21 protein-coding genes are annotated in these 22,330 nt (G+C 59.9%); 7 read left to right on the top strand and 14 right to left on the bottom strand.

Translation table 11 applies throughout. The features are described from left to right. Nucleotides 1-32: 32 nt before the first annotated feature. The 5 genes from ACGYLA_RS14945 (at nucleotide 33) to ACGYLA_RS14925 (ending at nucleotide 5,439) form a co-directional block, all read left to right on the top strand. Nucleotides 33-2,492 carry an FAD-dependent oxidoreductase gene (locus ACGYLA_RS14945; RefSeq protein ID WP_394433506.1) on the top strand — a complete coding sequence of 820 codons (2,460 nt, stop codon included), beginning with the start codon at nucleotides 33-35 and terminating at the stop codon, nucleotides 2,490-2,492. A gap of 56 nt (nucleotides 2,493-2,548) precedes the next feature. Beyond that, entirely contained in the window at nucleotides 2,549-3,262 is a 714-nt protein-coding gene (locus ACGYLA_RS14940) for an IS6 family transposase (protein ID WP_340263851.1), read from the top strand. 483 nt (nucleotides 3,263-3,745) lie between these two features. Continuing rightward, the gene (locus ACGYLA_RS14935) at nucleotides 3,746-4,348 is read left to right on the top strand and encodes an FCD domain-containing protein (RefSeq protein WP_340263850.1); all 603 of its coding nucleotides are present in this window, start codon (nucleotides 3,746-3,748) and stop codon (nucleotides 4,346-4,348) included. An 87-nt stretch (nucleotides 4,349-4,435) separates the two neighbouring features. Then, the gene (locus ACGYLA_RS14930; protein ID WP_340263849.1) at nucleotides 4,436-5,026 is read left to right on the top strand and encodes a biotin transporter BioY; all 591 of its coding nucleotides are present in this window, start codon (nucleotides 4,436-4,438) and stop codon (nucleotides 5,024-5,026) included. After that, on the top strand, nucleotides 5,023-5,439 hold the full coding sequence (locus ACGYLA_RS14925; RefSeq protein ID WP_340263848.1) for a DUF1284 domain-containing protein: 417 nt from the start codon (nucleotides 5,023-5,025) through the stop codon (nucleotides 5,437-5,439). Before ACGYLA_RS14930 ends, ACGYLA_RS14925 begins: the two co-directional genes overlap by 4 nt. A gap of 11 nt (nucleotides 5,440-5,450) precedes the next feature. Here the strand turns inward: ACGYLA_RS14925 and ACGYLA_RS14920 are convergent, their stop codons facing one another. The 10 genes from ACGYLA_RS14920 to ACGYLA_RS14875 form a co-directional block, all read right to left on the bottom strand. Next, entirely contained in the window at nucleotides 5,451-5,681 is a 231-nt protein-coding gene (locus tag ACGYLA_RS14920) for a hypothetical protein (RefSeq protein ID WP_394433502.1), read from the bottom strand. A 47-nt stretch (nucleotides 5,682-5,728) separates the two neighbouring features. Further along, entirely contained in the window at nucleotides 5,729-6,745 is a 1,017-nt protein-coding gene (locus ACGYLA_RS14915) for an alpha/beta fold hydrolase (protein ID WP_340263847.1), read from the bottom strand. Nucleotides 6,746-6,750: 5 nt separating this feature from the next. Further along, entirely contained in the window at nucleotides 6,751-7,740 is a 990-nt protein-coding gene (locus ACGYLA_RS14910; RefSeq protein WP_340263883.1) for a zinc-binding dehydrogenase, read from the bottom strand. 156 nt (nucleotides 7,741-7,896) lie between these two features. Further along, complete coding sequence (locus ACGYLA_RS14905) at nucleotides 7,897-8,949, bottom strand: TRAP transporter substrate-binding protein DctP (protein ID WP_340263846.1); 1,053 nt, start codon at nucleotides 8,947-8,949, stop codon at nucleotides 7,897-7,899. A gap of 72 nt (nucleotides 8,950-9,021) precedes the next feature. Further along, nucleotides 9,022-10,329, bottom strand: a complete 1,308-nt coding sequence (locus ACGYLA_RS14900; RefSeq protein WP_340263845.1) for a TRAP transporter large permease subunit — start codon at nucleotides 10,327-10,329, stop codon at nucleotides 9,022-9,024. Then, entirely contained in the window at nucleotides 10,326-10,862 is a 537-nt protein-coding gene (locus ACGYLA_RS14895; RefSeq protein WP_340263844.1) for a TRAP transporter small permease subunit, read from the bottom strand. The genes ACGYLA_RS14900 and ACGYLA_RS14895 overlap by 4 nt, the downstream gene beginning before the upstream one ends. Further along, nucleotides 10,859-11,917 carry a phosphotransferase gene (locus tag ACGYLA_RS14890; protein WP_340263843.1) on the bottom strand — a complete coding sequence of 353 codons (1,059 nt, stop codon included), beginning with the start codon at nucleotides 11,915-11,917 and terminating at the stop codon, nucleotides 10,859-10,861. The genes ACGYLA_RS14895 and ACGYLA_RS14890 overlap by 4 nt, the downstream gene beginning before the upstream one ends. After that, nucleotides 11,914-13,488, bottom strand: coding sequence for an AMP-binding protein (locus tag ACGYLA_RS14885; RefSeq protein WP_340263841.1), 1,575 nt, complete (start codon nucleotides 13,486-13,488; stop codon nucleotides 11,914-11,916). Before ACGYLA_RS14885 ends, ACGYLA_RS14890 begins: the two co-directional genes overlap by 4 nt. A gap of 74 nt (nucleotides 13,489-13,562) precedes the next feature. Next, complete coding sequence (locus ACGYLA_RS14880) at nucleotides 13,563-14,771, bottom strand: acyl-CoA dehydrogenase family protein (RefSeq protein WP_340263840.1); 1,209 nt, start codon at nucleotides 14,769-14,771, stop codon at nucleotides 13,563-13,565. Between the two features lie 10 nt (nucleotides 14,772-14,781). Then, nucleotides 14,782-15,561, bottom strand: a complete 780-nt coding sequence (locus ACGYLA_RS14875; RefSeq protein WP_340263839.1) for an SDR family oxidoreductase — start codon at nucleotides 15,559-15,561, stop codon at nucleotides 14,782-14,784. 121 nt (nucleotides 15,562-15,682) lie between these two features. Here ACGYLA_RS14875 and ACGYLA_RS14870 point away from each other — a divergent pair, with 121 nt between their 5' ends. Next, a complete protein-coding gene (locus tag ACGYLA_RS14870) occupies nucleotides 15,683-16,402 on the top strand; it encodes a TetR family transcriptional regulator (protein ID WP_340263838.1) in 720 nt (239 codons plus the stop codon). Nucleotides 16,403-16,480: 78 nt separating this feature from the next. Continuing rightward, a complete protein-coding gene (gene bktB, locus ACGYLA_RS14865; protein ID WP_340263837.1) occupies nucleotides 16,481-17,662 on the top strand; it encodes a beta-ketothiolase BktB in 1,182 nt (393 codons plus the stop codon). A gap of 497 nt (nucleotides 17,663-18,159) precedes the next feature. On the opposite strand, the gene ACGYLA_RS14860 is transcribed toward bktB, so the two are convergent. The 4 genes from ACGYLA_RS14860 to ACGYLA_RS14845 all read right to left on the bottom strand — a co-directional run bounded on the left by ACGYLA_RS14860 (nucleotide 18,160) and on the right by ACGYLA_RS14845 (nucleotide 22,165). After that, nucleotides 18,160-18,765 (bottom strand): Isoquinoline 1-oxidoreductase subunit, encoded by a 606-nt coding sequence (locus tag ACGYLA_RS14860; RefSeq protein WP_340263836.1) that lies wholly within the window; start codon nucleotides 18,763-18,765, stop codon nucleotides 18,160-18,162. Between the two features lie 3 nt (nucleotides 18,766-18,768). Beyond that, on the bottom strand, nucleotides 18,769-20,940 hold the full coding sequence (locus tag ACGYLA_RS14855; RefSeq protein ID WP_340263835.1) for a molybdopterin cofactor-binding domain-containing protein: 2,172 nt from the start codon (nucleotides 20,938-20,940) through the stop codon (nucleotides 18,769-18,771). Between the two features lie 3 nt (nucleotides 20,941-20,943). Continuing rightward, the gene (locus tag ACGYLA_RS14850; protein WP_340263834.1) at nucleotides 20,944-21,402 is read right to left on the bottom strand and encodes a 2Fe-2S iron-sulfur cluster-binding protein; all 459 of its coding nucleotides are present in this window, start codon (nucleotides 21,400-21,402) and stop codon (nucleotides 20,944-20,946) included. 286 nt (nucleotides 21,403-21,688) lie between these two features. Next, on the bottom strand, nucleotides 21,689-22,165 hold the full coding sequence (locus ACGYLA_RS14845; RefSeq protein WP_340263833.1) for a MarR family transcriptional regulator: 477 nt from the start codon (nucleotides 22,163-22,165) through the stop codon (nucleotides 21,689-21,691). Between the last annotated feature and the right edge of the window lie 165 nt (nucleotides 22,166-22,330).

The following is a 22,330-nucleotide window of genomic DNA, read 5'->3' as shown; positions in this document are numbered from 1 at the left end:
CAAATCTTTCGGATTCGAGAAGAGGTTCCACGATGACTACATCCCTTCCCACCCAAGCGCAGGTCGTCATTATTGGGGGCGGCTCTATCGGTTGTAACATCGCATACCATCTCACCGAACTGGGCCTGACCGACGTGGTCGTGCTGGAGCGTGACAAGCTGACCTCTGGCACCACTTGGCACGCCGCGGGGGAGATTGTGCCAGCGGTGTTGGGCGCGGAATGGGAATGCAAGCTTTACTTGCATGGACGCAATTTGATCGCGGGGCTGGAAGCCGAAACAGGACAGGCCACCGGCTGGCGCGAGGTGGGGTATATCCAACCCGCTGACACGCATGAGCGGATCGAAGAGATGCGCCGGGGCGCCGCCTTTATGCGTCTGCAGGGGATCGAAGTGCATGAGATTTCGCCCAAAGAGGCCGCAGAGCGTTTCCCCATCGGCGACTTTTCCAACACCCTTGCTGCCTTTTGGTATCCCAAGGAAGGCCGCACCAACCCTGTCGACACCACCATGGCTCTCGCACGCGGCGCGCGCAATCGCGGGGCGAAGGTGTTTGAGGATATCGCAGTAAAAGACATTCTAACCCGCGATGGCCGCGCGGTCGGCGTGCGCACGGACCAAGGCGACATCGCCGCAGAACATGTGGTCATTGCTGCTGGCATGTGGTCGCGTCAGATCGGTGCGCAGGCAGGGCTGAACCTACCGCTTCAGGCGGCGGAGCATTACTACCTTATCACTGAGCAGATAGAAGGGCTGCCGCGCGACCTGCCGCTGCTCGAAGACCCGCACAACTGGTCCTATTACCGTGAGGAGGTCGGCGGCCTGCTCGTAGGGCTGTTTGAGCCGGACGCGGCCCCTTGGATGGTCGACGCCATCCCCGAGGGGTTCTCCTTTGGCGAGATCGAGGCCGATTGGGAGCGCATGGCCCCGCATCTGGAAGCCGCTTTCAAACGCGTGCCATCGGTGGCTGAGGCGGGTGTGCGCAAGTTCTTTTGCGGCCCGGAAAGCTTTACCCCCGACCTTGCGCCGCTGGTGGGCGAAGCGCCGGGGTTGGGCAACTGCTGGGTGGCTGCGGGGATGAATTCGCTGGGTATCCTTTATGGCCCCGGCATCGGCAAGACTTTGGCCCATTGGATCGTTGAGGGACACTGCCCCGTCGATCATACCGCCTTTAACGTTGACCGATTTGCCGATGGCAGTCACAATACCCCCGCATTTCGCCGCGCCCGGACGCCGGAACTTCTAGCGAAGAGTTTTGGCGCGCATTTCCCCAACGACAGTTTCAAAACCGCCCGCGGGCTCAAACGGTCGCCGCTTTATGACCGGCTCAAGGCTGCGGGGGCGTATTTCAGCGAAAGCCACGGTTGGGATCTGCCGGACTGGTTCGCCCCGTCGCCTGCACAGGCACAGATCGACACCTATAGCTGGGGCCGACAGAATTGGTTTGGCTGGCACGCCGAAGAGCACCGCGCCGCCCGCGAGGATGCGATCCTGATGGACATGAGTTCGATGTCAAAGTTCCTCGTCCAAGGGCGCGACGCCTGCGCGCTGCTCGATCGGCTCAGCGGCAACACCATCGATGTCGCGCCGGGGCGCGTGGTCTATACCGCTTGGGCAAACACGGCGGGCGGGTTTGAGGCAGACCTCACCGTCACTCGCATTGCGCAGGACCGCTTTATGGTGGTGGTCGGCGAAAACAGCCACGGCCATACAGAGACATGGATGCGGCGCCACATTGGCCCGGATGAATTCGTGACAGTAACCGACGTGACCGACGGCATTACGCAGATCAACCTGCACGGCCCCAAAGCCCGCGATATTCTGGCCAAGGTCAGCACGGCGGACCTGTCGAACGACAGCTTCCCTTTCATGTCAGCCGCCCATATCGATGTCGGCCTGTTCCGCGTCTATGCCCTGCGGGTGACCTATGTTGGCGAGTTGGGCTGGGAGTTACATGTGCCGAGCCTCCATGCGGTTCAGGTCTATGACCTGCTCGTAGAGGCAGGCACAGAGCACGGCCTGCGCAACGCCGGTATGCAAACGCTGTCCTCGCTGCGGTTGGAGAAGGCCTATCGTGATTTCGGCATCGATGTGGACAACACCGACAACCCTATAGAGGCGGGGCTCGGCTTTGCCGTGAAATTGAATAAGCCGGATGGTTTCATCGGCAGAGACGCCCTCGCAGAGATCAAGGCGGCAGGCACCCCAAAGCGGCGCATGCTCCAGTTTCTGCTGAGCGATCCTGAACCCTTGATGCATGGGAACGAGATCATCCATCTGAATGGCAATCCAGTGGGATATATCCAGATTGGCGCTTACGGCCATAGTTTGGGCGGCGCGGTTGGGATCGGCTTTGTCGAAACGGCTGAGCCGATGACAGCGGACGTCGTCAAGACTGGTAGATGGACGATTGAAATCGCGGACAGCCACATTTCGGCAGACGCCTCTCTGAAACCTCTGCTTGATCCCACTATGGAGCGTGTGAAGAAGTAGGACCGTTTGAGGCATCGTCAAGTTGTGGGGCATCTCAATAGCCGGTACGTGGGGGCATGACCAAACCCAAGCAATCTGGGGCCTTTTCAGGCCATCGCTTTCCTCCTGAGATCATCGCATACGCCGTCTGGGCCTATTATCGGTTCTCCATGAGTTTGCGTGATGTTGAGGACCTGCTCGCTGCACGCGGTGTTGTGGTCAGCTACGAGACCATCCGCGCATGGGCCACCAAATTTGGATCACAATATGCTAGGGTGATCCGCCGAGACCGCCCCAAAGTGGCGGATAAATGGCACCTGGACGAAGTTGTCCTTCCAATGAACGGGCAGAAGTATTGGCTGTGGCGCGCTGTTGATAGCAATGGCGACGTGCTGGACATCCTCGTTCAGTCTCGGCGCAATAAACAGGCTGCAAATCGGTTCTTCCGCAAACTGTTCAGGGCGTTTGGTCAACCACGAGTTGTCGTCAAGGACAAACTCCGGAGCTACGGAGCCGCCCTGAAAAGCCTTGCTCCGGGAATAGAGCACCGCAACCATAAGGGTATCAACAATCGATCCGAAGGATCACACAGGCCGACCCGACGGCGAGAAAAGATCATGGGAAGATTCAAATCGCCAAAACAAGCCCAGCAATTTCTTTCCGTTCATGATCAGGTCCAAACCATCTTCCGTCCGCGCCGCCATACACTTTCACCCGCTGCCTATCGCCAAACCAGAGCCGATGCCCATTGGATTTGGGACGACATCACGCGTGATTTGCAGGCCGCCTAAGATCTAGCGCCCGACTTACGCTGCCAGAAACACCAATAACTTGACGATGCCGCCGGTCCGACCGGCCGCCAGTAAGATTGCACCGAAACACTGCATCACCGGGCTTATCAATCTCGTGATGGATATAGACCGACTGGCCAAACCAAGGATGCCATCGATAAAGAACCTCCCGGCATTCGATAACGTGGGTGTTCTGGCGTGCTGTTGTATAACGACAACCACCCACACAGCGGCCTAAGATGGCGCTCGCCTCGCGAGTTCATCAAGGCCAAAACCGAAACCGCTTAGGTGTCCGGTGAAACGGGGGCCGGTCCATGACGGAACGGGGGAAGCGAAAGCCCTTCAGGCGAAGCTGTGAAACTTTGCTAATCATGGCCGAGGGCTAAGCATGCAACCGAAGCACGTCAATAACCTGACAAAGTCCAACAGGTTATTCTGAACATTTGCCTGTTCCAATGGTTAGGTTCAGGTTAGATCCAGTCTATGTCTGATTTATCTATAAAACCCGCAGCGATTGCTGACATTCTTGCAGAAGAAATCATCAGGGGCGACATTGCTCAGGGTGCTCGGCTTGCTCAGGATCGCATCGCTAAACGCTTCAAGTGTAGTCATGTGCCTGCTCGAGAGGCGCTTCAGCGCCTTGTGCAGATGGAGCTTGCGACCTTCATCCCCAAGCGCGGTGTCCGAGCGTTTGCTTTAACTGACGCAGATCAGGACGATATTCTTGAGATGAGACTTGCGTTGGAACCACTGGCTTTGACGAAAGCGGTTGCCAACATTACGCCTATGGCCCTCCAAGAGATGGAGCAATTTCGACTTGCTTGCGATAAAGCAAAAGATCCGATCTCTTGGGAGAAAGCCAACCGACAGTTTCATTTGGAAATTTTAAAGCCCTGTTCGCGGCCCCTTATTCTGGGACGCATCAAACAGCTTCAGCGACTTTCCGCACGAAGGTTTCACGCCAGATGGCGCGAGACGTGGCAAAGCACCTCGGACAAAGATCATGTCGCGATCCTCCAGGCGATGGAGCGGCGCGATGCAAAAACCGCGTCGACGATCCTTAGGCGGCACCTCTTGCGCGGTTGAACTTGGGCATCCCTTGTAAATTATCTATAATTATTATACTTTATGATTCTTGAAGAGTTTTAATAGATAAATCAGGGAAGCCTCTTAATGACCTTATCCACAAATGCAGTGGCCCACAGCCATCTCAACGCATTCAATGTGCAGAGCTATACGGTGCCGTGGAAAGTGGCTGCCGTCCTTCTCGGCACCCTTTTCCTAACGGTCTCGTCCTATATCGAAGTTCCGATGATCCCCGTTCCGATTACCATGCAAACCTATGCGGTCATGCTTATCGGCGCTTTGTACGGCTGGCGGCTAGGTGGCCTCACAATTGTCGCTTGGCTAATTGAAGGGGCGCTTGGTTTACCGGTTCTGGCCGGGGGAGCAGCCGGAGCGCAGCATTTCCTAGGTGCAACAGGCGGTTATCTCTTTGCCTTTCCTGTAGCCGGCATGGCTGTCGGATGGTTGACGACACGAGGCTGGGACGGTCGGCACGTTTGGATGTCATTTGTTGCGATGCTCATCGGCAACGCTATCTGCCTTATTTTGGGTGCCGCATGGCTTGCCCTGCTGATCGGTGCAGAACAGGCCATCATGCTTGGAGTCGTTCCCTTTGTTATTGGTGGGATCCTCAAGTCTGGTCTTGGGGCGATGACGCTTAAGCTGTTGTCGCGCGAAGGCCACCATACTGCCGAATGACAGTTTACCTGCGTGCTCATCACCTCCTTTGTATTCTTACCTATATCGGCAAGGGGTACAGCCCCGCCTTCACAAACAACATGACTGTGATCGCGGGGCGCATTTTAACCGGAGAGATGATCCAGATCGTAGAGGGGCCAGATGATATCTGCGCCCCGCGTTGGGCAGAAAATGACGCGCATTGCCGTGACGACAGTATTCATCATCGAGACCGGCAGGCCGCAAAGGATGTGGGCCAGATACTGCCATTACAGATCGGTCCGGGCGCAAAGCTCTGTTTAGATACATATGCCCTGAAACGACTCCGGGCAGCGTTCACACAACACCAGATTAGGTCCGCCTGCATCGATTGCCAGTGGGAAAACCTTTGCACCAGCATTGCTACGAATGGTTATAGCGGGGCAGTGGTGTGAACGCACTTTGCTTAGTGGTACACAAGACCCATATTTGCGTCGGGCTCGCAAAATACATCGTTTTGCAAATTGTGAGCTCCGTTCGGCCCTCCGGCGAGCTCAGCCGAACACATGCCGATCACCAAATCCGCCTGACCGGCGGCCGCGATATCGGTAGAGGTCGCGAGCAGCGCTCGGGCCTGCTGCGCCTGCGGGGCACTCATCCGCTCTTTCTCGACCGCCCGGTCGAAATAGCGCGCCACACGCGCCTCCAATGCTGCCAGTGCCTGCGCCGATGACGACGATGGTATTAATCTCCATTAGGACTCACCTGCTGCTTTTGCGTACGCCCGTGCCGATGCAGGAACGCATGCACCGCCGAGAAGAGCGAGGGCGCGCGCCGCTCAGCGTTGATGAAATGGGTGCCGTTGCCGATTTCGAGATACTGTTTCTCGGCCGTGCCTAACCGATCGAAAAGCGCGAGCATGTCGCTGCGGGTCGACGTGGGATCCTGGGTGCCCCGGACCAGCAGCGTAGGGCAGTCGATCTTGCCGGGATCATAGATCGGCCGACCGCTGTAGCACTCCCACAGATCGACCAGCGTGCCGTTGGGCACGCAGAAGCCCGGCGGCGTTATGGTCAAGGCGGTGGGATCGTCCTGTAGGCTGACGCGGGCCAGCTCTTGCAGCACTGTTTCCTCGCGCCAATCGTCGCTGCCGAAAGGAAGCTGTGCGTCCCAGCGGCGGCGCATATCCTCAGCGGTGATCCGTCTAAAGGGGCCTAGCGGGCGGCGCTGCCCGGGTGTCTGGGGATCGGCAAGCTCGGCCAACCACGCCTCGTTGCGCTCGGCAAAGATGGGGGCGTAGAGCACGAGCGACGCGACCTTGTCGCGCCCAGGCCCGGCGACGTAGCGCGCACTGGTCGTGCTGCCCCAGGACCAGCCGACCAGTGCGGCGGGCCGTCCGTGACGATAAGTGACGAAGTCCATCGCGATGCCGATATCTTCTATGGCTTCAGCCCCCGTGCAGGCCGGGCCCGCGCCGTGTGCGAATGACCGGGCGCGCCAATTAGCATTTCCCGAGCGGCCATAGCCGCGCAAGTCTAGCGCATAGGCCGCAAAGCCCGCCGCAGCGGCGGCCCGGAGCCAGCTAACACCACTGGCGTCGATATCGAACATCCTTCCCGAGAACGTGGCACCATGCACGAACAGGATCGGCGGGCGCTCCGCCGCGTCGCCGCGCGCCGCGAGATGCAGGCGAAGATCGGGATCGCGCGGCGCGGTGAGCCAATGGATGCGCGCCGCACCTGGATTGGCGGTTGCGGCCATTGCGGTCACGCCACCTTTAAAACGATCTTACCGATATGCTCAGATGTCTCCATCCGTGCATGGGCTTCGGCAGCTTTCTCCAGTGGGTAGACCGAGTCCATCACCGGCGCGATACGACCTGCCTCCAGATGAGGCCAAGCCTCTTTCAGCAGCGCCTCGGCGATCATGGCTTTGGCGGCGTCGCTCTGGGGCCGCAGGGTGGAGCCGGTGATCGTTAGCCGCCGGGTCATTACCTGGGTCATATTAAGTTGCATGTCGGCGCCCTGCAGGAAGGCAATTTGGACGAGGCGCCCGTCGTTGGCTAACGCATCTAAGTTGCGCGCCATATAAGGGCCACCCACCATGTCGAGGATAAGCTGGGCTCCACCTTCGGCTTTCATGACCTCGACATAATCTTCCTCGCGGTAGTTGACGGCGCGCTCCGCGCCCAGGGTTCTGCAGGTCTCGCATTTTTCCGGCGAGCCAGCGGTCGCGAAAACCCGTGCGCCGCGCAGTGCGGCCAGCTGGATGGCCGTCGTGCCGATCCCAGACGAGCCGCCATGAACGAGGAAACGTTCGCCTGCCTCCAGACCGCCACGCATGAAGACGTTGGTCCAGACGGTGAAATAGGTTTCGCAAAGCGCCGCGGCCTGCTCCATCGACAGGCCCTCAGGCACCGGCAGGGCGTGGTCGGCATGGGTCACGGCGTATTCGGTGTAACCCCCGCCGGGCAGCAAAGCAGTCACTGCGTCGCCCACCTCCCATCGGGTTACACCCTCACCAATCGCGGCCACATGGCCCGCGCCTTCGAGCCCCGGCAGGGGCGAGGCGTCCGGTGGTGGGGCGTAGTTGCCGGCGCGCTGCAAGGCGTCGGGCCGGTTCACGCCTGCGTGGCTGAGACGGATAAGGATTTGCCCAGGACCGGGCCGGGGCACTGGCCGGGTCGCAGGCTTCAGAACCTCGGGCCCCCCGTATTCGGAGATTTCGACCACGCGCATCGTTTCGGGAAGTTGCATCATTCAGTCTCGGCTTTGGGGCAAGGGCCCTGTGAGTTTGAGAGAGACGGTACCGGCGCCAGCTGGATGGGACCAAAGCCTACGGACCGCACCGTGAGTAGCGGCAGAATTTGCCGCGAGGGCGGGGGGCCGCAAGGAACCCCCGCCGCCATGAGATCAGGCTTTCCCGGTGAGACGCATGAACTCGTGCAAGATTTCGGCAACGCGACCGGAATATTTCGGATCGCGCTCGGCAAACTCGTCCACGACCTCCATCGACTTCACGCGCAGTTCGTCAACCACGGCAGGCTCAAGGGTGGTGATCTCACCGCCAAGCTCTTTGACAAATTCGTCCTTGCGCAGAAGGTCGCGGTGTAGGAAGTGAGCGGAAGCGTCGGCGCTGGTGGCGCGCACAATTTCGTTGAAAGTCGCCTTCAGATCGTCGCCGATGGCCTCCCACTGCTTCATGCCGACCATGACTTCGCCATTGAGCTGGCTGACCAAATCAGGCTGGACGATATATTTGGTCACTTCTTGGAAGTTCATGCCCCAACCGGTAGAGATCGACCCCCAATGCGCGCCTTCGACCACACCGGTTTGCAACGCTTGGTAAAGCTCGCCGCCGGGGATTGACACGGGTGAGGCGCCCATCTTTTCGAACACCATCGCCGCGGTGCCGGTAGACCGAACGCGCCAGCCGTCGAAGTCTTCCTTGGTGACCAACGGACGGTTAGAGTAAAGCGCAAGACCGGCGTAGGAGACCGGGCCCGCCTGATAGATACCCTGCTCAGCATAGGCTTCGCGGATCACGTCGATTGCGCCCATCTCATACATGAACATGTGCATCTCTTCATGGCTGCCGAAGGTACCAATGTTACCGTTAAGATGACCCGCGACGGGGATCCGGCCCATCCAGTAGGACGGGTAGATGAATGCGCTTTCCAGCAGGCCGCGGCGTACGGCGTTGAGCACCTCGCCGGTGGGCACGATGCCATCGTTCTGAACCGGTTCGATGGTCAATTCGCCGCCGGTGGCCTCGGACACGCGGTTGGCAAATTTGACGAAAACATCTTCGTAGTACCAGTTGCCCGTGGGCCAATGGGTCTGCATCCTCCAGGTGATCTTGCTCTGGGCGATGGCGGCCGGTGCGGCCAACATCGAACCGGCACCGGCAGCGGCGCCGGCCGTAAGTAGCTTACGCCGGGACAGCGGTTGCTTGTTGATGGTCATATGTAGTCCTCCACAAGGTTAAGGGGCCGGGCCGCGTCACTCCTCCCGCGGCGCCGGGACTGCCGAAGCGGATCAGAGCCGCTCCGGAAGATCGGTGAAATTCGTGATGATCTGGGGAAACAGGAAGATCAGCGCGCCCGTGGCCAGCATCAGCAGGAAATAGGGGGTGATCGCGCGATAAATCGCGCTGATCGGCGTCTCAGGGCTGAGGATCTTTAGGTAAAAAAGGTTATAGCCGAAGGGCGGCGAAATATACCCGATGCACAGGTTGAGTTGGAACAGAATACAGAACCAAATCGGGTCGAAGCCCAGTTCCACCACGATCGGAAAGAAGATCGGCAGCATCAGCAGAATGATCCCGATGGGGTCTAAGAACATGCCCAGCAACAGCGTCACCGCCTGAAGGATAAGGATCATCATCAGCGGCGAGACGTCTAGCCCACGCAGGAAGTTCTGCATGAAGGTCGTGCCCCCTGCCCCACCGTAAACGGCAATGAAGGCGCTGGCCCCGAAGACGATCCAGATGACCATGCCGGTCATGGCGGCGGTTTCGTAGCTGACTTCCTTGATGTAGGTCCAGTTGAGTTCGCGCCGGATGGCGACCGAGACGATTACGGCAGCGGCACCCACAGCGGCGGCCTCAGTGGGCGTGGCGATGCCAGCGAAGATCGAGATCAGCACCGACAGGATGACCACCAGCGGCAAAAAGACCGAGCGCAGTGCGCCGATCCGTTCGCGCAGCGGCGCCACCTCTGCCGCGCCTGGCGCCAGTTCGGGGCGCATGTAACTGCGGATAGCGATGTAGAGAAGGAATATCCCCAGCAGCAGCAGGCCCGAGATCAGACCACCCAAGAAGAGCCGCCCGACCGACTGCCCGGTCTGCATGCCGATGACGATCAGCGTGATCGAGGGCGGGATCAGAATGCCCAACGTCCCCGATGCACCGATGGTGCCCAGCACGAAGGAGCGGTCATAGCCGCGCTTGTCCATTGCCGGGATTCCGACAAGTCCGGTCGTCATGGTTGAGGCGGCGCAGCTTCCGGTCATGGCCGAAAGCGTCGCGGCAAAGCCAGCGGTGCCCAACAGCAACCCACCATTGGTCCGGCCTGACCAGAGGTAGAAAGCTTGGTAAAGGTCATGAGCAATTTTTGATCGCGCCAGCGCCACGCCGATGAATACGAAGAGCGGGATCGCCGAGAGAAGGATCGACCACATCGCGCCAAACATCGTAGTAACGATGGAATACATGCCGTAGCTGCCAAAGGTCAGCAAGCCGAAGATGACGGCCGTACCGCCCATGGCGAAGGCGAGCGATACACCCGACAGGATGGCTAAGAGGACCATCCCGAACATTCCAATGGTCAAGATTTCAGGGCTCATAGGATTTCGCTCCTTTGGGCTTCGGCGGCGGATTGGGTATCGGCGTCGGGATTGACAAGCAGGACCAGCGCGCGGATCGCTTCGATCACGCCCTGCACGGTGATCAGCACCGCGCCTACGAAGAGTGAGAGCTTGATCGGCCACATCGGGTGCCGCAGCACGCTGTCGTCAAGCTCATTGAACCGCCAAGCGTCCTCAAAGAGCCAGAAGCCCTCCCAGATCAGAACGCTGCCCCAGATGATTAGGAAGATGCAATTGATCAGGTCGAGAAAGGCCGTGAACCGCGGCGAACGGGTGTTGAGCAGCAAGTCCACGCGGACATGGTTGCGGCGGATCAGCGTGTAGGCCCCTACGAGCACAAAATAGGCGCCGAAGATCCGCTGGGTGTAGCCATGGGCCCAAATGGTTGGCGCGCCGAACACGTAACGGGCGACCACTTCCCAGCAGAGCACAACGATGCCGATCCAAATCAGGAACGAGATGGCCTTCCCGATCAAGATGTTGATGTTTTCGATTTGTCTGAGGAGTCTCATGACACCACCTTTCGGGTTTTGGCCCTGGTATCCGGCCCATCGAAACCAGCCGCCTGCACCGCGCGGATGGCGAAGCGCTCGGCAAGCGGGCCGAGCTCGGCCGCTTCATCGGAAGCGGCGCTACCCGCCCGGGCGCGGTCGGCAATCCCCACGAAGATCACCGCAAAGCGAAAGAGCGCGAAAGCGCGGTGGAAAAGGGTGAGTTCCGGTGTCGGGCGGGCATGGGCGTGGTAATGGGCTACGAACTCTTCCCGCGTAGGAATGCCGAGTGCCGCATGATTGAGGCCTAAAATGCCGCCGTATTCATCGGGCGCGGTTTGCCAAGGCATGACGCAGAAACCCAAATCCGCCAGCGGATGGCCAAGGGTCGACAGCTCCCAGTCGAGCACCGCGATGACCCGCGGCTCGGTGGGGTGGAACATCATGTTGCCCAGCCGAAAATCGCCATGGGCGATGGACGCCGCACCGTCGTCGGCAGGCATATTGGCAGGTAGCCAGTCCATCAGCTGGTCGAGCGCGGCGATGCGCGGACCGGGTGATCCGGCATATTGCGCGCTCCAACGCCGCAGTTGCCGTTCGAAATAACCACTGGGCCGGCCATAATCGCCCAAGCCCACCGCGTCGGGGCGCACCGCGTGAAGCCGCGCCAGCGTCTCGGCCATGGAAAGATACATCGCCCGCCGCTCTTCGTGGCTCAGCCCGGGCAACGCGCAGTCCGAAAAGACGCGCCCCTCAAGCCGTTCCATCACGTAGAAGGGTGTGCCCAGAACCTCGGCATCTTCCTCAAGCACCAGCGCGCGGGGAACGGGCACATCGGTCTCCTCCAGCGCGCGAAGTACACGAAACTCCCGCTCGATAGCGTGGGCGCCGGGCAGGATCGGTCCGGTTGGCTTGCGCCGAAGCACCAACCTGCGTGCGCCCCAGTTCACAAAATAGGTGGGGTTCGACTGTCCACCGCTGATCGGCTCGAACGTCAGCGTGGCGTCGGGTCCGCCGTCTTCGGGAAAATGACGACTTAGCCAGTCGCGCAGGGTCGTAGCATCAAGGCCGCTCATTGAGTCACCATCCGCTTGGCGGTTTCCCGCAACAGGAATTTCTGAATTTTGCCGGTCGCGGTCTTAGGCAACTCACCAAAGACGATGCGCCGCGGGCGCTTGAAGCCTGACAGGTGTTGTCGGCAGAACCCGACGAGGTCGGCTTCGGTCAGGGCAGAGCCCTTGCGCGGCTCAACGAAGGCCCAGGGGGTCTCCCCCCATTTCTCATGCGGGGCGGCGACAACGGCGGCGAGCAGCACATCGGGATGCTTGTGCAGCACCGTCTCTACTTCGATGCTGGAAATGTTTTCTCCGCCCGAGATCACCACGTCCTTCGCACGATCGCGGATCTCGATCTGTCCGTCGGGATGGCGCACGGCCACGTCCCCAGTGTGCAGGAAGCCGCCGGCAAAGGCTGCTTCTGTTGCCTCGGGATCGCGGTAGTAACCGGCCATAACCGTGTTGCTGCGCAGGACAATCTCGCCCTCGCTCTGCCCGTCAAAAGGAACTTCCTGTCCGGCCTCATCGACGATAGCGATACCGGCGGTAGTGTTGTGGCGGTAGCCCTGTCGCGCCAACATAGCGGCGCGCTCATCGACCGTGCCGGGAGCGTCCGCGCCGGGATCATTAAGCGTGGCAGGACCGTAGCTCTCGGTCAGGCCGTAGCCGTGAACCAAGTCGAATCCCCGCTCCTCCATCCCCGCCAGAAGCGTGGGCGTGGGCGCCGCGCCGCCGGTCATCACCTTCACGCGGCTCGACGGCGCGTGGCCCCCGTGATCGAGGATCATGTAAAGCACCACCGGCGCGCAGCACATGTGGCTGACCTGATGACGGCCGATCAACTCAAGGATGGGGACCGGGTCCACATGCTCCAGACAGACATGCAGGCCGCCAGCGGCTGTCACGCCCCAAGTGTGGCACCAACCATTGCAGTGGAACATCGGCAGCGTCCAGAGATAGCGCGTCTCGCTGGTGAAGCCGAGCATCGTCACGTTGCCGACCGCGTTCAGATAGGCACCACGGTGCGTGCAGACGACACCTTTGGGCCGCCCCGTGGTCCCGGATGTATAGTTAAGTGCAATAGCTTGGGTCTCGGAGGCGATATTCGCGAACCAGTCCAGCGCCGGCGCTTCACCTTCGAATAGATCAAGCCCCGTGCCGTCGCCGGGTCGGTCGCAAACCATCGTTACGGGGGTCGCCACACCCTCAAGCGCGGGCGCCGTACGCGCCTCGCACAGGACGAGCTTGCTGCCCGCGTGATCAAGGATATAGGCGATCTCCTCACCGGCGAGACGCGTATTGAGTGCATTGAGCACCGCGCCGAGCGCCGGCACGGCAAAATGCGCGGCGAGCATTTCGGGCCGGTTCGTCAGCATAACCGAAACCACATCGCCGCGCCCCACACCCTGCGCCCTTAACCAATCGGCCATACGGGCGACGATCTGTCGAAATTCGGTGTAATCCCAAGTTCGGTCGTGCCAGGCCACGGCCGGGCGGGTGCCATGCACCTCCACAGTCCGCTCGAGCAGGTCGAGCGGTGTCAGGGGACGGAAATTGGCGGAGCGGGCCGCAAGATGTTGTGCGTCGAACAAGTGGGCACCTCCTCATGCCTTTATGTTTCGATTGACTCGGCCACGACGGCGGCGGCCGGGCATGTGTCTAAGGGTCAGTTCTCGGTCACGTCCCAGTTCCAGAAGTCACGGTGCTCCTTGCTCAAGAAGCGCTCCAAAACCATCATGTGGACCTCATCCGCGCCATCGACGAGCCGCGCCTGGCGGGCATAGCGGTAGATCCACTCCAGGGGCGTATCCGTGGAATACCCGCGCGCGCCGTTGATCTGGATGCCGGTATCGGCTGCCTGATGAAGCAGGTTGGCAACGTGTACCTTGGCCATAGAGACCTCCTTGCGTGCAAAACTGCCTTGGTCCAGCGCCCAAGCGGCCTTCATCACCAAAAGACGGCCAATTTCGATCTTCATCGCCAGATCGCCGAGCATCTGTCGGATGCTTTCGCGCTCAATTAGGCGTTCACCGAAGGCAAAACGATCGGAGGCGTAGTCCTGCGCGATCTCAACCGAGCGCTTGGACAGGCCCAACCAGCGCATGCAATGGGTCAGGCGGGCTGGCCCCAAGCGCATCTGCGTGACTTTAAGCCCAAGCCCCTCGCCAAGAAGCACGTTGTCGGCATCGACTTCCAGCCCGTCGAAGACCAGCTCGCAATGGCCACCATGCTCCTCGGGGCCCATGATCGGGATGCGCCGATCAATGTGCCAGCCGGGTTGGTCACGGTCAAAGAGGAAGGCCGTCAGACCTCGGCGCGGATCGTCGGACGTGCGCGCCATCAGGATAAAATGCTGCGCTGTCTCGGCACCGGTGATGAACCATTTGCGTCCAGTGATGACGTATTTGTCGCCTTTCCGCTCGGCCTTGGTCAGCATCATCGAAGGGTCAGAGCCGGAACCCGGACCGGGCTCGGTCATTGCAAACGCCGAGCGCACGCGCCCGTCCACGATGGGCGCAAGCCAGCGCTCTTTCTGCGCATCGGTCGCGGCCTGCTCCAACACCATCATGTTGCCGTCATCAGGTGCCGCGGAGTTGAAGACCACCGGCCCGAAAATTGAACGGTTCATCTCTTCATAACAGACCGCCATGCCAACCTTGCCAAGACCCTTGCCGCCAGTCTCGGGCTTAAGTTGCAGGCACCAGAGCCCCGCATCCTTAGCCTTACCACGCAAGGTGCCCAACAACTCTTCGTTGATGTTCCCGTGCGCATCATAGGCGCCGCGATCAGCTTCGAGAGGAATGATCTCCTGATCTACAAAGCGAGAGATGCGGGCGCGGTAGTCCTCAATCTCGGGAGAAATCGCGAAATCCATGGGGTGTTCCTTATAGTGAAGTGACCAAGTGGCCGCCGTCGACCACCAATTCCGAGCCGGTCATGAACCGACCATGATCCGAGGCCAGCAAGAGGAGCGGCGCAGAAAGATCCTCCATCTGACCCAGTCGGCGCACAGGGATACGGCTCACCAGCTTCTGGCCTGCTGCGGTTGCGAAAAAATCGCGGTTGATGTCGGTTTCGATATATCCAGGACAGATCGCGTTTACGCGGATGCCGTGGCGGGCCCACTCCAGCGCATGGGCGCGGGTGAGCTGCACCACAGCCGCCTTGGCCGCGGCATAGGCCGAAAGCCCTCCTGCAACGCGTTTACCCAAAATTGAGGCGATGTTGATGATGCTGCCCCCCCGCCCGTCCGCGGCCATGGCCGTTGCGGCGGCTTGCGAAACGAGGAAGACACCTGTCAGATCGGTGTCGATCACCTGGCGCCAGTTCTCTTCGGGCGTTTCCAACGCGGGGCCATTAAAGGCGATACCGGCATTATTGACCACAATATCAAAGCGCCGCCCGGTGAAAGCCTCTGCCACCGAGGCCGCGTCGGTCACGTCGAGGCGCAGAGCTTGGGCCGCGCCACCCGCGGCCACGATCTCCTGCGCAAGGTCTGACACTTTCTCGGCCCGCCGGGCGGCGACGGCGACGTCGGCCCCATGCGCGGCAAGGATACGGGCAAAATGTACCCCGAGGCCAGAAGAAGCACCGGTAACCAACGCGGTCCGCCCGGACAGGTCAAACCCTAGAGGGGAGGCGGCAGAAGATGAATCCTGTTGCACGTAAACAATTCCTTATTCGAACGAGCGCTCGATTTATTTCTTGCATGGTTTCTCTGGCGCTGGCAACGATTTTGTTGCAACATGACGATCAATTCGTTGCCGCGCCGCAGAAAGACGCCAGATGACTCAGACTGCAAACACCCACCTGCCAACGACCGATGACCTGTGCCGTTCGGTCCTCGAGAACAATCGCAACAGCATCTCGATTCAGAAGCCTGAGCTTGCAGTGCGCAAGCTGGCGTTGATCCTGAACGCCGCGTTGGAGCTTTCGAACAAAAAAGGGTTTCAGGCCATGAGCTTACGCGATCTTTCGCAAACCTCTGGCGTGAGCATGGGCGGGCTCTATTCCTATTTTGACAGCAAAGCCACTCTGCTAAAGATGATCCTGTCTGAGGTCACACTGGCGGTTGAGAATGCCCTTGCCCACCCGCCCGAGGAGGTGTGCCGGGACCCGCGCGCTCACCTTATGTGGCTGATCGAAATCCATATCCGTCTGACCGAGGCGATGCTCTCTTGGTTCACCTTTTCGTTCATGGAAGCGAAGAACTTTCCGAGCGCGGAGCGGAAGCGCGCCATCGACAGCGAAGAACTGACTGAGAGCTACTTTGCGCAGGTGCTGGAGCGCGGTGTGAAGGACGGAAGTTTTTCGATAGACATGCCACCGCTGATGGCCGCGCTTATCAAACCTCTGCTGCAGGACTGGTACGTCAAGCGTGCCAAATATCGACGTCGGAAGGTCGACATCGATAGCTATATTGAAATGGTTCAGAGCATCGTGTTGGCGGCCTGTGGTGCCAAGGCCGTTGGCGCAGATAGCAAGGACGCCAGCGACGCCGCCTAACGCCTCCCCTACGAGCAATCCCCCAGAATGACGCGCGCGCGCCGCGCCCAAACCCCCATGAAAAAAGAAGGACAGATTATGACGAAATCCGTAGTTATCGCCTCTGGCGTCCGCACAGCGATCGGCGACGCCGGTGGCGCGCTGGCCGGGGTTAGCCCCTGCGACCTAGGCGCTGCCGTCGCACGCGAAGCCATTGCCCGCGCCGGGATCGAACCCGAGGCCGTGGGCCAATCGGTCTTTGGCAACGTCATTCACACCTCGCCGGAGGACATGTATCTTGCGCGGGTCGTTGCAATGCGCGCGGGCGTGCCAGAAACCTCTCCGGCCCTTACCCTCAACCGTCTCTGCGGTTCGGGGCTTCAGGCGGTGATCACCGCGGCCGAGCAGATTATGCTGGGCAATTGCGACACAGCGCTGGCGGGCGGCGCCGAGAGCATGAGCCGTGCAGGCCACCTTCTCACCAAGTCCCGCAGCGGTCAGAAGATGGGCGACGTGGTCGCTACCGATATGATGCTGGGCGCCCTTAACGATCCTTTCGGCAATGGCCACATGGGGATTACCGCTGAGAACGTGGCGAAGCGCTGCAACATCGACCGCGCCGCGCAAGATGCCTTCGCCCTCGAATCCCACCGCCGCGCAGCACGCGCCATCGAGCAGAGCCTTTTCAAACAGCAGATCCTGCCCATCCCTGTCCGCCGCGGCCGCGAAGAAGTGGCCTTCGACACTGACGAGCACGTGCGCCCGAACCTGACCGAGGCCGATCTGACCAAGCTGCGCCCAGCCTTCGCCAAGGACGGGTCGGTCACTGCTGGCAACGCCTCGGGCATCAATGATGGTGCAGCCGCGTTGGTTTTGATGGAGGCGGAAACGGCGGACGCCCGAGGCGTCACGCCCATGGCACGGATCGTGGCTTACGGGCTAGGCGGCGTCGCGCCCGATGTAATGGGCCTTGGCCCCGTGCCTGCCACGCGCCAAGCGCTGGAGCGCGCTGGCTTGCAAGTGAGCGATCTTGACGTGATTGAATCGAACGAGGCATTCGCAGCGCAGGCCTGCGCTGTCAGCGCCGATCTGGGCCTACCCGTCGAAAAGGTGAACCCAAACGGCGGCGCGGTGGCGCTCGGCCACCCGATCGGCGCATCAGGCGCTATCATCCTTACCAAGCTTCTCTACGAACTTGAGCGCATCTCCGGCCGCTACGGCCTTGCGACCATGTGTATCGGCGGCGGCCAAGGGATCGCGGTGATCGTCGATCGCGGCTGACCGGCCTCTCAAACCTACAAATCAAAGTGCCGCCTCTTTTCGGGACGCGGCGCTTTTTAAGCTCATCGAGCGGAGGCGGTTCAGGTTCTACCCGGCAGCATGTAGCGCGGGCTCTGTACCATGATCCTCTAGCGTCAAGCCTAGGTTTCACCCACGTAACCAACCTTGAAGCCTTGGACTTCTGTTCGAGTGCAGCGACATTCAGTGACAATCAACGCTTCCGAAAATGAGAGCGGGTGATGCAAGGCTTCCGATCACCGGTGGGATTACAACGCTTCGTATCTATGCAGTCCGCAACCCGCAATCGATTCTCTGTCCCAGCCCGCCACCGCTCTGCCCTCCCCATCCGCTACAATCGGCTCGAACCACTCGAGGCGTGGAAATCCGCGGCACATGCCGGTTGATCAACGAACGGCATGCAAACTGGCAAACTCGGCGGGTTAACGTGACAACACCCTCGCCCGCGCCTTCCAGGATCCCTGAAAGGCGCGGTCAGGTCACTTTGTGGGGCAAGCGGCGCCCGTGTTGATCCAGGCCTGCGTCAACGCGCCGAAAACCTCCTGAGTACCGGGAGCGGGGGTTCGGCCTTTGCCTGGCTCCCATCCCCATCCGACCAGCCCATCTTCGGCGTTATGCTCATGGAGTTCAGCGAGCGTCCGGTTGCCATTGCGACCAGGATCTTTAAGTTGTTCGCAAACCTCTGCCGCCGTCAGGCCGACCCAACCCATTTCGATGGGCGCTAGCTGCCATGGTTCATGCCCGGGGATCGAGCCCTCCCCAGTGGTGTAAGGTACATTCTCTGATCCGTGGCAGGTCGAACAACGCATGCCCGGCGCACCAAAATCAGCAGCGCCGCGAACCACAGGCGGCTGATGCGGTTGCATTTCCTCTCCCTGCAAAGGCGTGTTGTTCACCGGATGGCAGTTCATGCAGCGCGGGCTTTCGATTACGAGGAACATCTCTTCGAAAAGCGCGACGGACCGGTCGGATTCGTTTTCGATTTCGTCGAACTCATCAACGGTGCGCAGACCATTGACGGTTTCGGCATTGACCGCGCCAGCCCAAAGAATGCTGGCAACGGCCAGTTTAACAAAAGTATTCATAGGTCAGGCTCCGTTCGCGGACAAAAAGGGAAGGGTGATCACGTTCGTCCCGGTCAGAGCGCGCCACGCGTTGGCAACGGCGGGGCCCACCGGGGGCGTGCCCGGCTCACCGATCCCCGTCGGGTCCAGCGTGCTTTCGATGATTTCCACCTCGACCTCGGGCATCTCGTTAATCCGGATCATCCGGTAGGTGTCGAAGTTCTGTTCCTGCACGACGCCGCCTTCTCCGAGTGTGACGGCATTGAACAGGACACTGCCCAAGCCAAAGCCGATGCCGCCTTCGATCTGGGCGCGGATCACATTCGGGTTTACCGCAAGACCGCAGTCCACCGCGCACCAGACTTTGGTCACATGGGGGAACCCGTCACGGTCTTCGACCTCGGCAATCTGAGCCACATAGGTGCCAAAGGATTCGTGCAAAGCCACGCCATAGCCTTTGTCGCCCTTCACCTTGGTCCCGTCCCAATCCGCCATTTCAGCGACCTTTTCCAGCACCGCGCGGTCACGGCCCATATCGCCCTTCAACAGGTCCAACCGGCCCTGCAAAGGGTTCTTACCGCCCGCTTCGAGCAGATGGTCCAAAAAGACTTCGGTCGCGTATCCGGTGTGCGAGTGTCCCACAGAGCGCCACCACAAAACCGGCACCGCGCTTTCAGCGCGGACCCAATCCACGCGCAAGTTCGCCAAGTCGTAAGGCATCTTGATCGCTCCCTCGAAAGAGGTCGGATCCTTGTTGTCTTTCATCATCTGTTCCATCGGGCCACCGGCCATGATGGATTGGTTCACGATGACATCATGCCAGCCCAAGATGTTGCCATCGGCATCCACGGCGCCCCGCATCTTGTGGACAGTCATCGGGCGGTAATAGCCGCCCGCCAGATCGTCTTCGCGGGTCCAGATGAGTTTCCAGGCCCCGTCACGCCCCGCGGCCTTAGCGATTGCACCAATTTCATTGCCGATCTGCGCTGACGGCTGAGCGCGGCGGCCAAAGGATCCGCCCGCCAGCATGACGTTCAGTTTCACATTCTCGACAGGCAAGCCAAGGTTGCCCGCAACTGCTTGCCGGTCAAAGCCAGGGAACTGGTAACCCCCCCACGTTTCTGCGCTGCCGTCCTTGACCTGAATGACCGCGTCGAGCGGCTCCATCGGGGCGTGGGCCAGATAGGGGAACCGAAACTCCATTTCGAGCACATCCACACCGTCCGACAAGGACGCGTCGACATCACCTACTTCTTCTGCGGCCCGTGCCTCACCACTGCTGGCCAGTTCGGCAAAATCTTCCATCATCTGGGCTGAAGTCCGGGTCTCGGCGGCACTGTCGTCCCACTCAACCGTCAGGGCATTGCGCCCAGAGAGCGCCGCGTGGGTAGAGGTCGCGTATACCGCGATGCCTTGTGGAATTTGGCGCACGGCGGTGACGCCCGGCACTTTCATTGCATCGGCGTCGTCAAAGCTGGCGACGGCGCCGCCGAGCATGGGCGCGTGGCGGATCACGACATACTCCATGTCCGGCAGGTCGATATCCATTGTGAATACGGCGGTGCCCGTGGATTTGGCCTGACTGTCGAGCTTTGGGCGATCTTTGCCGATCAGGACAAAATCCTTGGGGTCTTTGACGGGGGGATCCTCAGGCGGGGTCAGCATTGCAGCCTTCTTGGCCAGAGGCCCAAAGGTCGAGCTGTTATCGCCGGAGGTCAGCACTCCATCGGAAATGGTGATCGTAGACGCATCCACGCCCCATTCTTCGGCAGCGGCTTGCACCAGCATCGCGCGGGCCGCAGCACCTGCTTTGCGCATTTGGGTGTAGCTGTTGGCCATCGCGGTCGATCCGCCGGTGGCTTGCAGACCGAACAACAGGTTTTTGTACTTCTCGTCGTCCGCCGGAGCGGATTCGGCGCGCATCTGGCCCCAATCTGCATCCATTTCCTCTGCAACCAGCGTGGAAAGGCCGGTGAACGGACCCTGACCGAATTCGATGTGTTTGATGATAACTGTTATGGTGTCATCTTCGGCGACCCGGATAAAGGCGTTCGGTGCGAACGTAGGTTCTGTGCCATCCGGCTGGAAAGCGAGTGCCGCTCCCGATTGCGCACGGCCGCGCATGGGAAGCGCCACAGCGATGACGAGGCCCAGCGAAGAGGCAAGGAAGTTGCGTCGGCTTTGTAAGGTGGTCATGTCTTAACCCTCCAACGTCTTGGCAGCGTCTTTGATCGCTTGGCGAATGCGCACGTATGTCGCACAGCGGCAGATGTTTCCGGCCATGGCCTGATCGATCTCTTCATCAGTCGGGTTGGGAATTTCGTATAGCAGCGCAGCGGCACTGACGACTTGGCCCGATTGGCACCAGCCGCATTGCGGGACGTCGATCGCAGTCCATGCCGCCTTCACTGCCTTTGCCTCGGGAGTGTCGAGACCTTCGATGGTTTGAATATCGGCACCTTCTAAAGTTGCTACCGGCGTCACGCAGGACCGCCGCGTCATGCCGTCCAGCACCACGGTGCAAGCGCCGCATTGGGCCACGCCGCATCCAAACTTCGTTCCAGTGAGCTTTAACTCATCGCGCAGGACCCACAACAGGGGTGTATCGCCCGGCACGTCTACTGTGCGCTCTTCTCCGTTTACGGTGAATGTCGTCATGAGGCCCTCGCTGCTTTTCCAACTGCTTTGTCATGAGATATGGGTCGACACTGGAATAAGTCACGTTTAGATTACGAGCAGTGAGTGTGGCTTGTCGTGGAAGTGTCCGTATCACCAAAGCGGGTATTGTTACGATAGCTGGCCAAGGATTGCCAATATAACGGCGTCGGCATAGAGTGCTGCAGATGCAGCATCAGAACGTCGACTACAGATGCCACTGGTTTTCGCTCTAGGTTCGATTCCATGTCGTCAGCTCCAGCGTTTCAGCTACCGGTTGTGCGAACCGCTAAGGGTTCTTTTGAATTGCTTCTTCGGTTAACTTCAGACCTTCTTCTATCGCGCGATAAAATTTGGCGTAGCTGGCCACTCTTAACCGCGGACCGTGTTCAGAAGCCGGTATCTTTGCCAATGAGCATTCGATGGCTGTCGCTGCACGATGTGCGCGCTTGGCAAAAACGCCGACCATATTCGTAAAGGCGTCTTCTTCTACTTTGAAATAGACTTGTCGGTCGCCGATCTCAGTTACCCGCCGAATAAGCTTCAGTGCTTCCAGCTTTCGAACACTGGAACTGATGCTTCCCCGGCTGGCCTGAAGTGATCCGGCAAGTTGTTGAAAGGATATCTGGCCGCCATCGTAGAGCAATAGCGCAAAGACGCGGCCAGCGGTGCGAGGAAATCCTTCGGATTGAGCAATCGTTCCAATTTTTTCAATGAACACCGAACGCACGTAGCTTTCTTCGTAACATCTATCGAAGCTTCCCATTGTTCAATCCTTCTCCTGACCCGCTTAGCCCCTAGAAAGACCTCTAATTGAAGTCTGTTCGGCAACGAGTACCCTGACGTCGAGGTGCTCCCCCCAGCAAACCCTTGACCCTATTTCCATCCCAAACTAAGAGACACAATATTCTAAACCGACCAGACGGTACAG

Origin of the sequence: Sulfitobacter sp. 1A13679 (assembly GCF_043557115.1) — a bacterium.
Lineage (GTDB): Bacteria > Pseudomonadota > Alphaproteobacteria > Rhodobacterales > Rhodobacteraceae > Sulfitobacter > Sulfitobacter faviae.
Note: the sequence above shows the minus strand (reverse complement) of the source record. Positions and strands in the feature narration are given on the sequence as shown.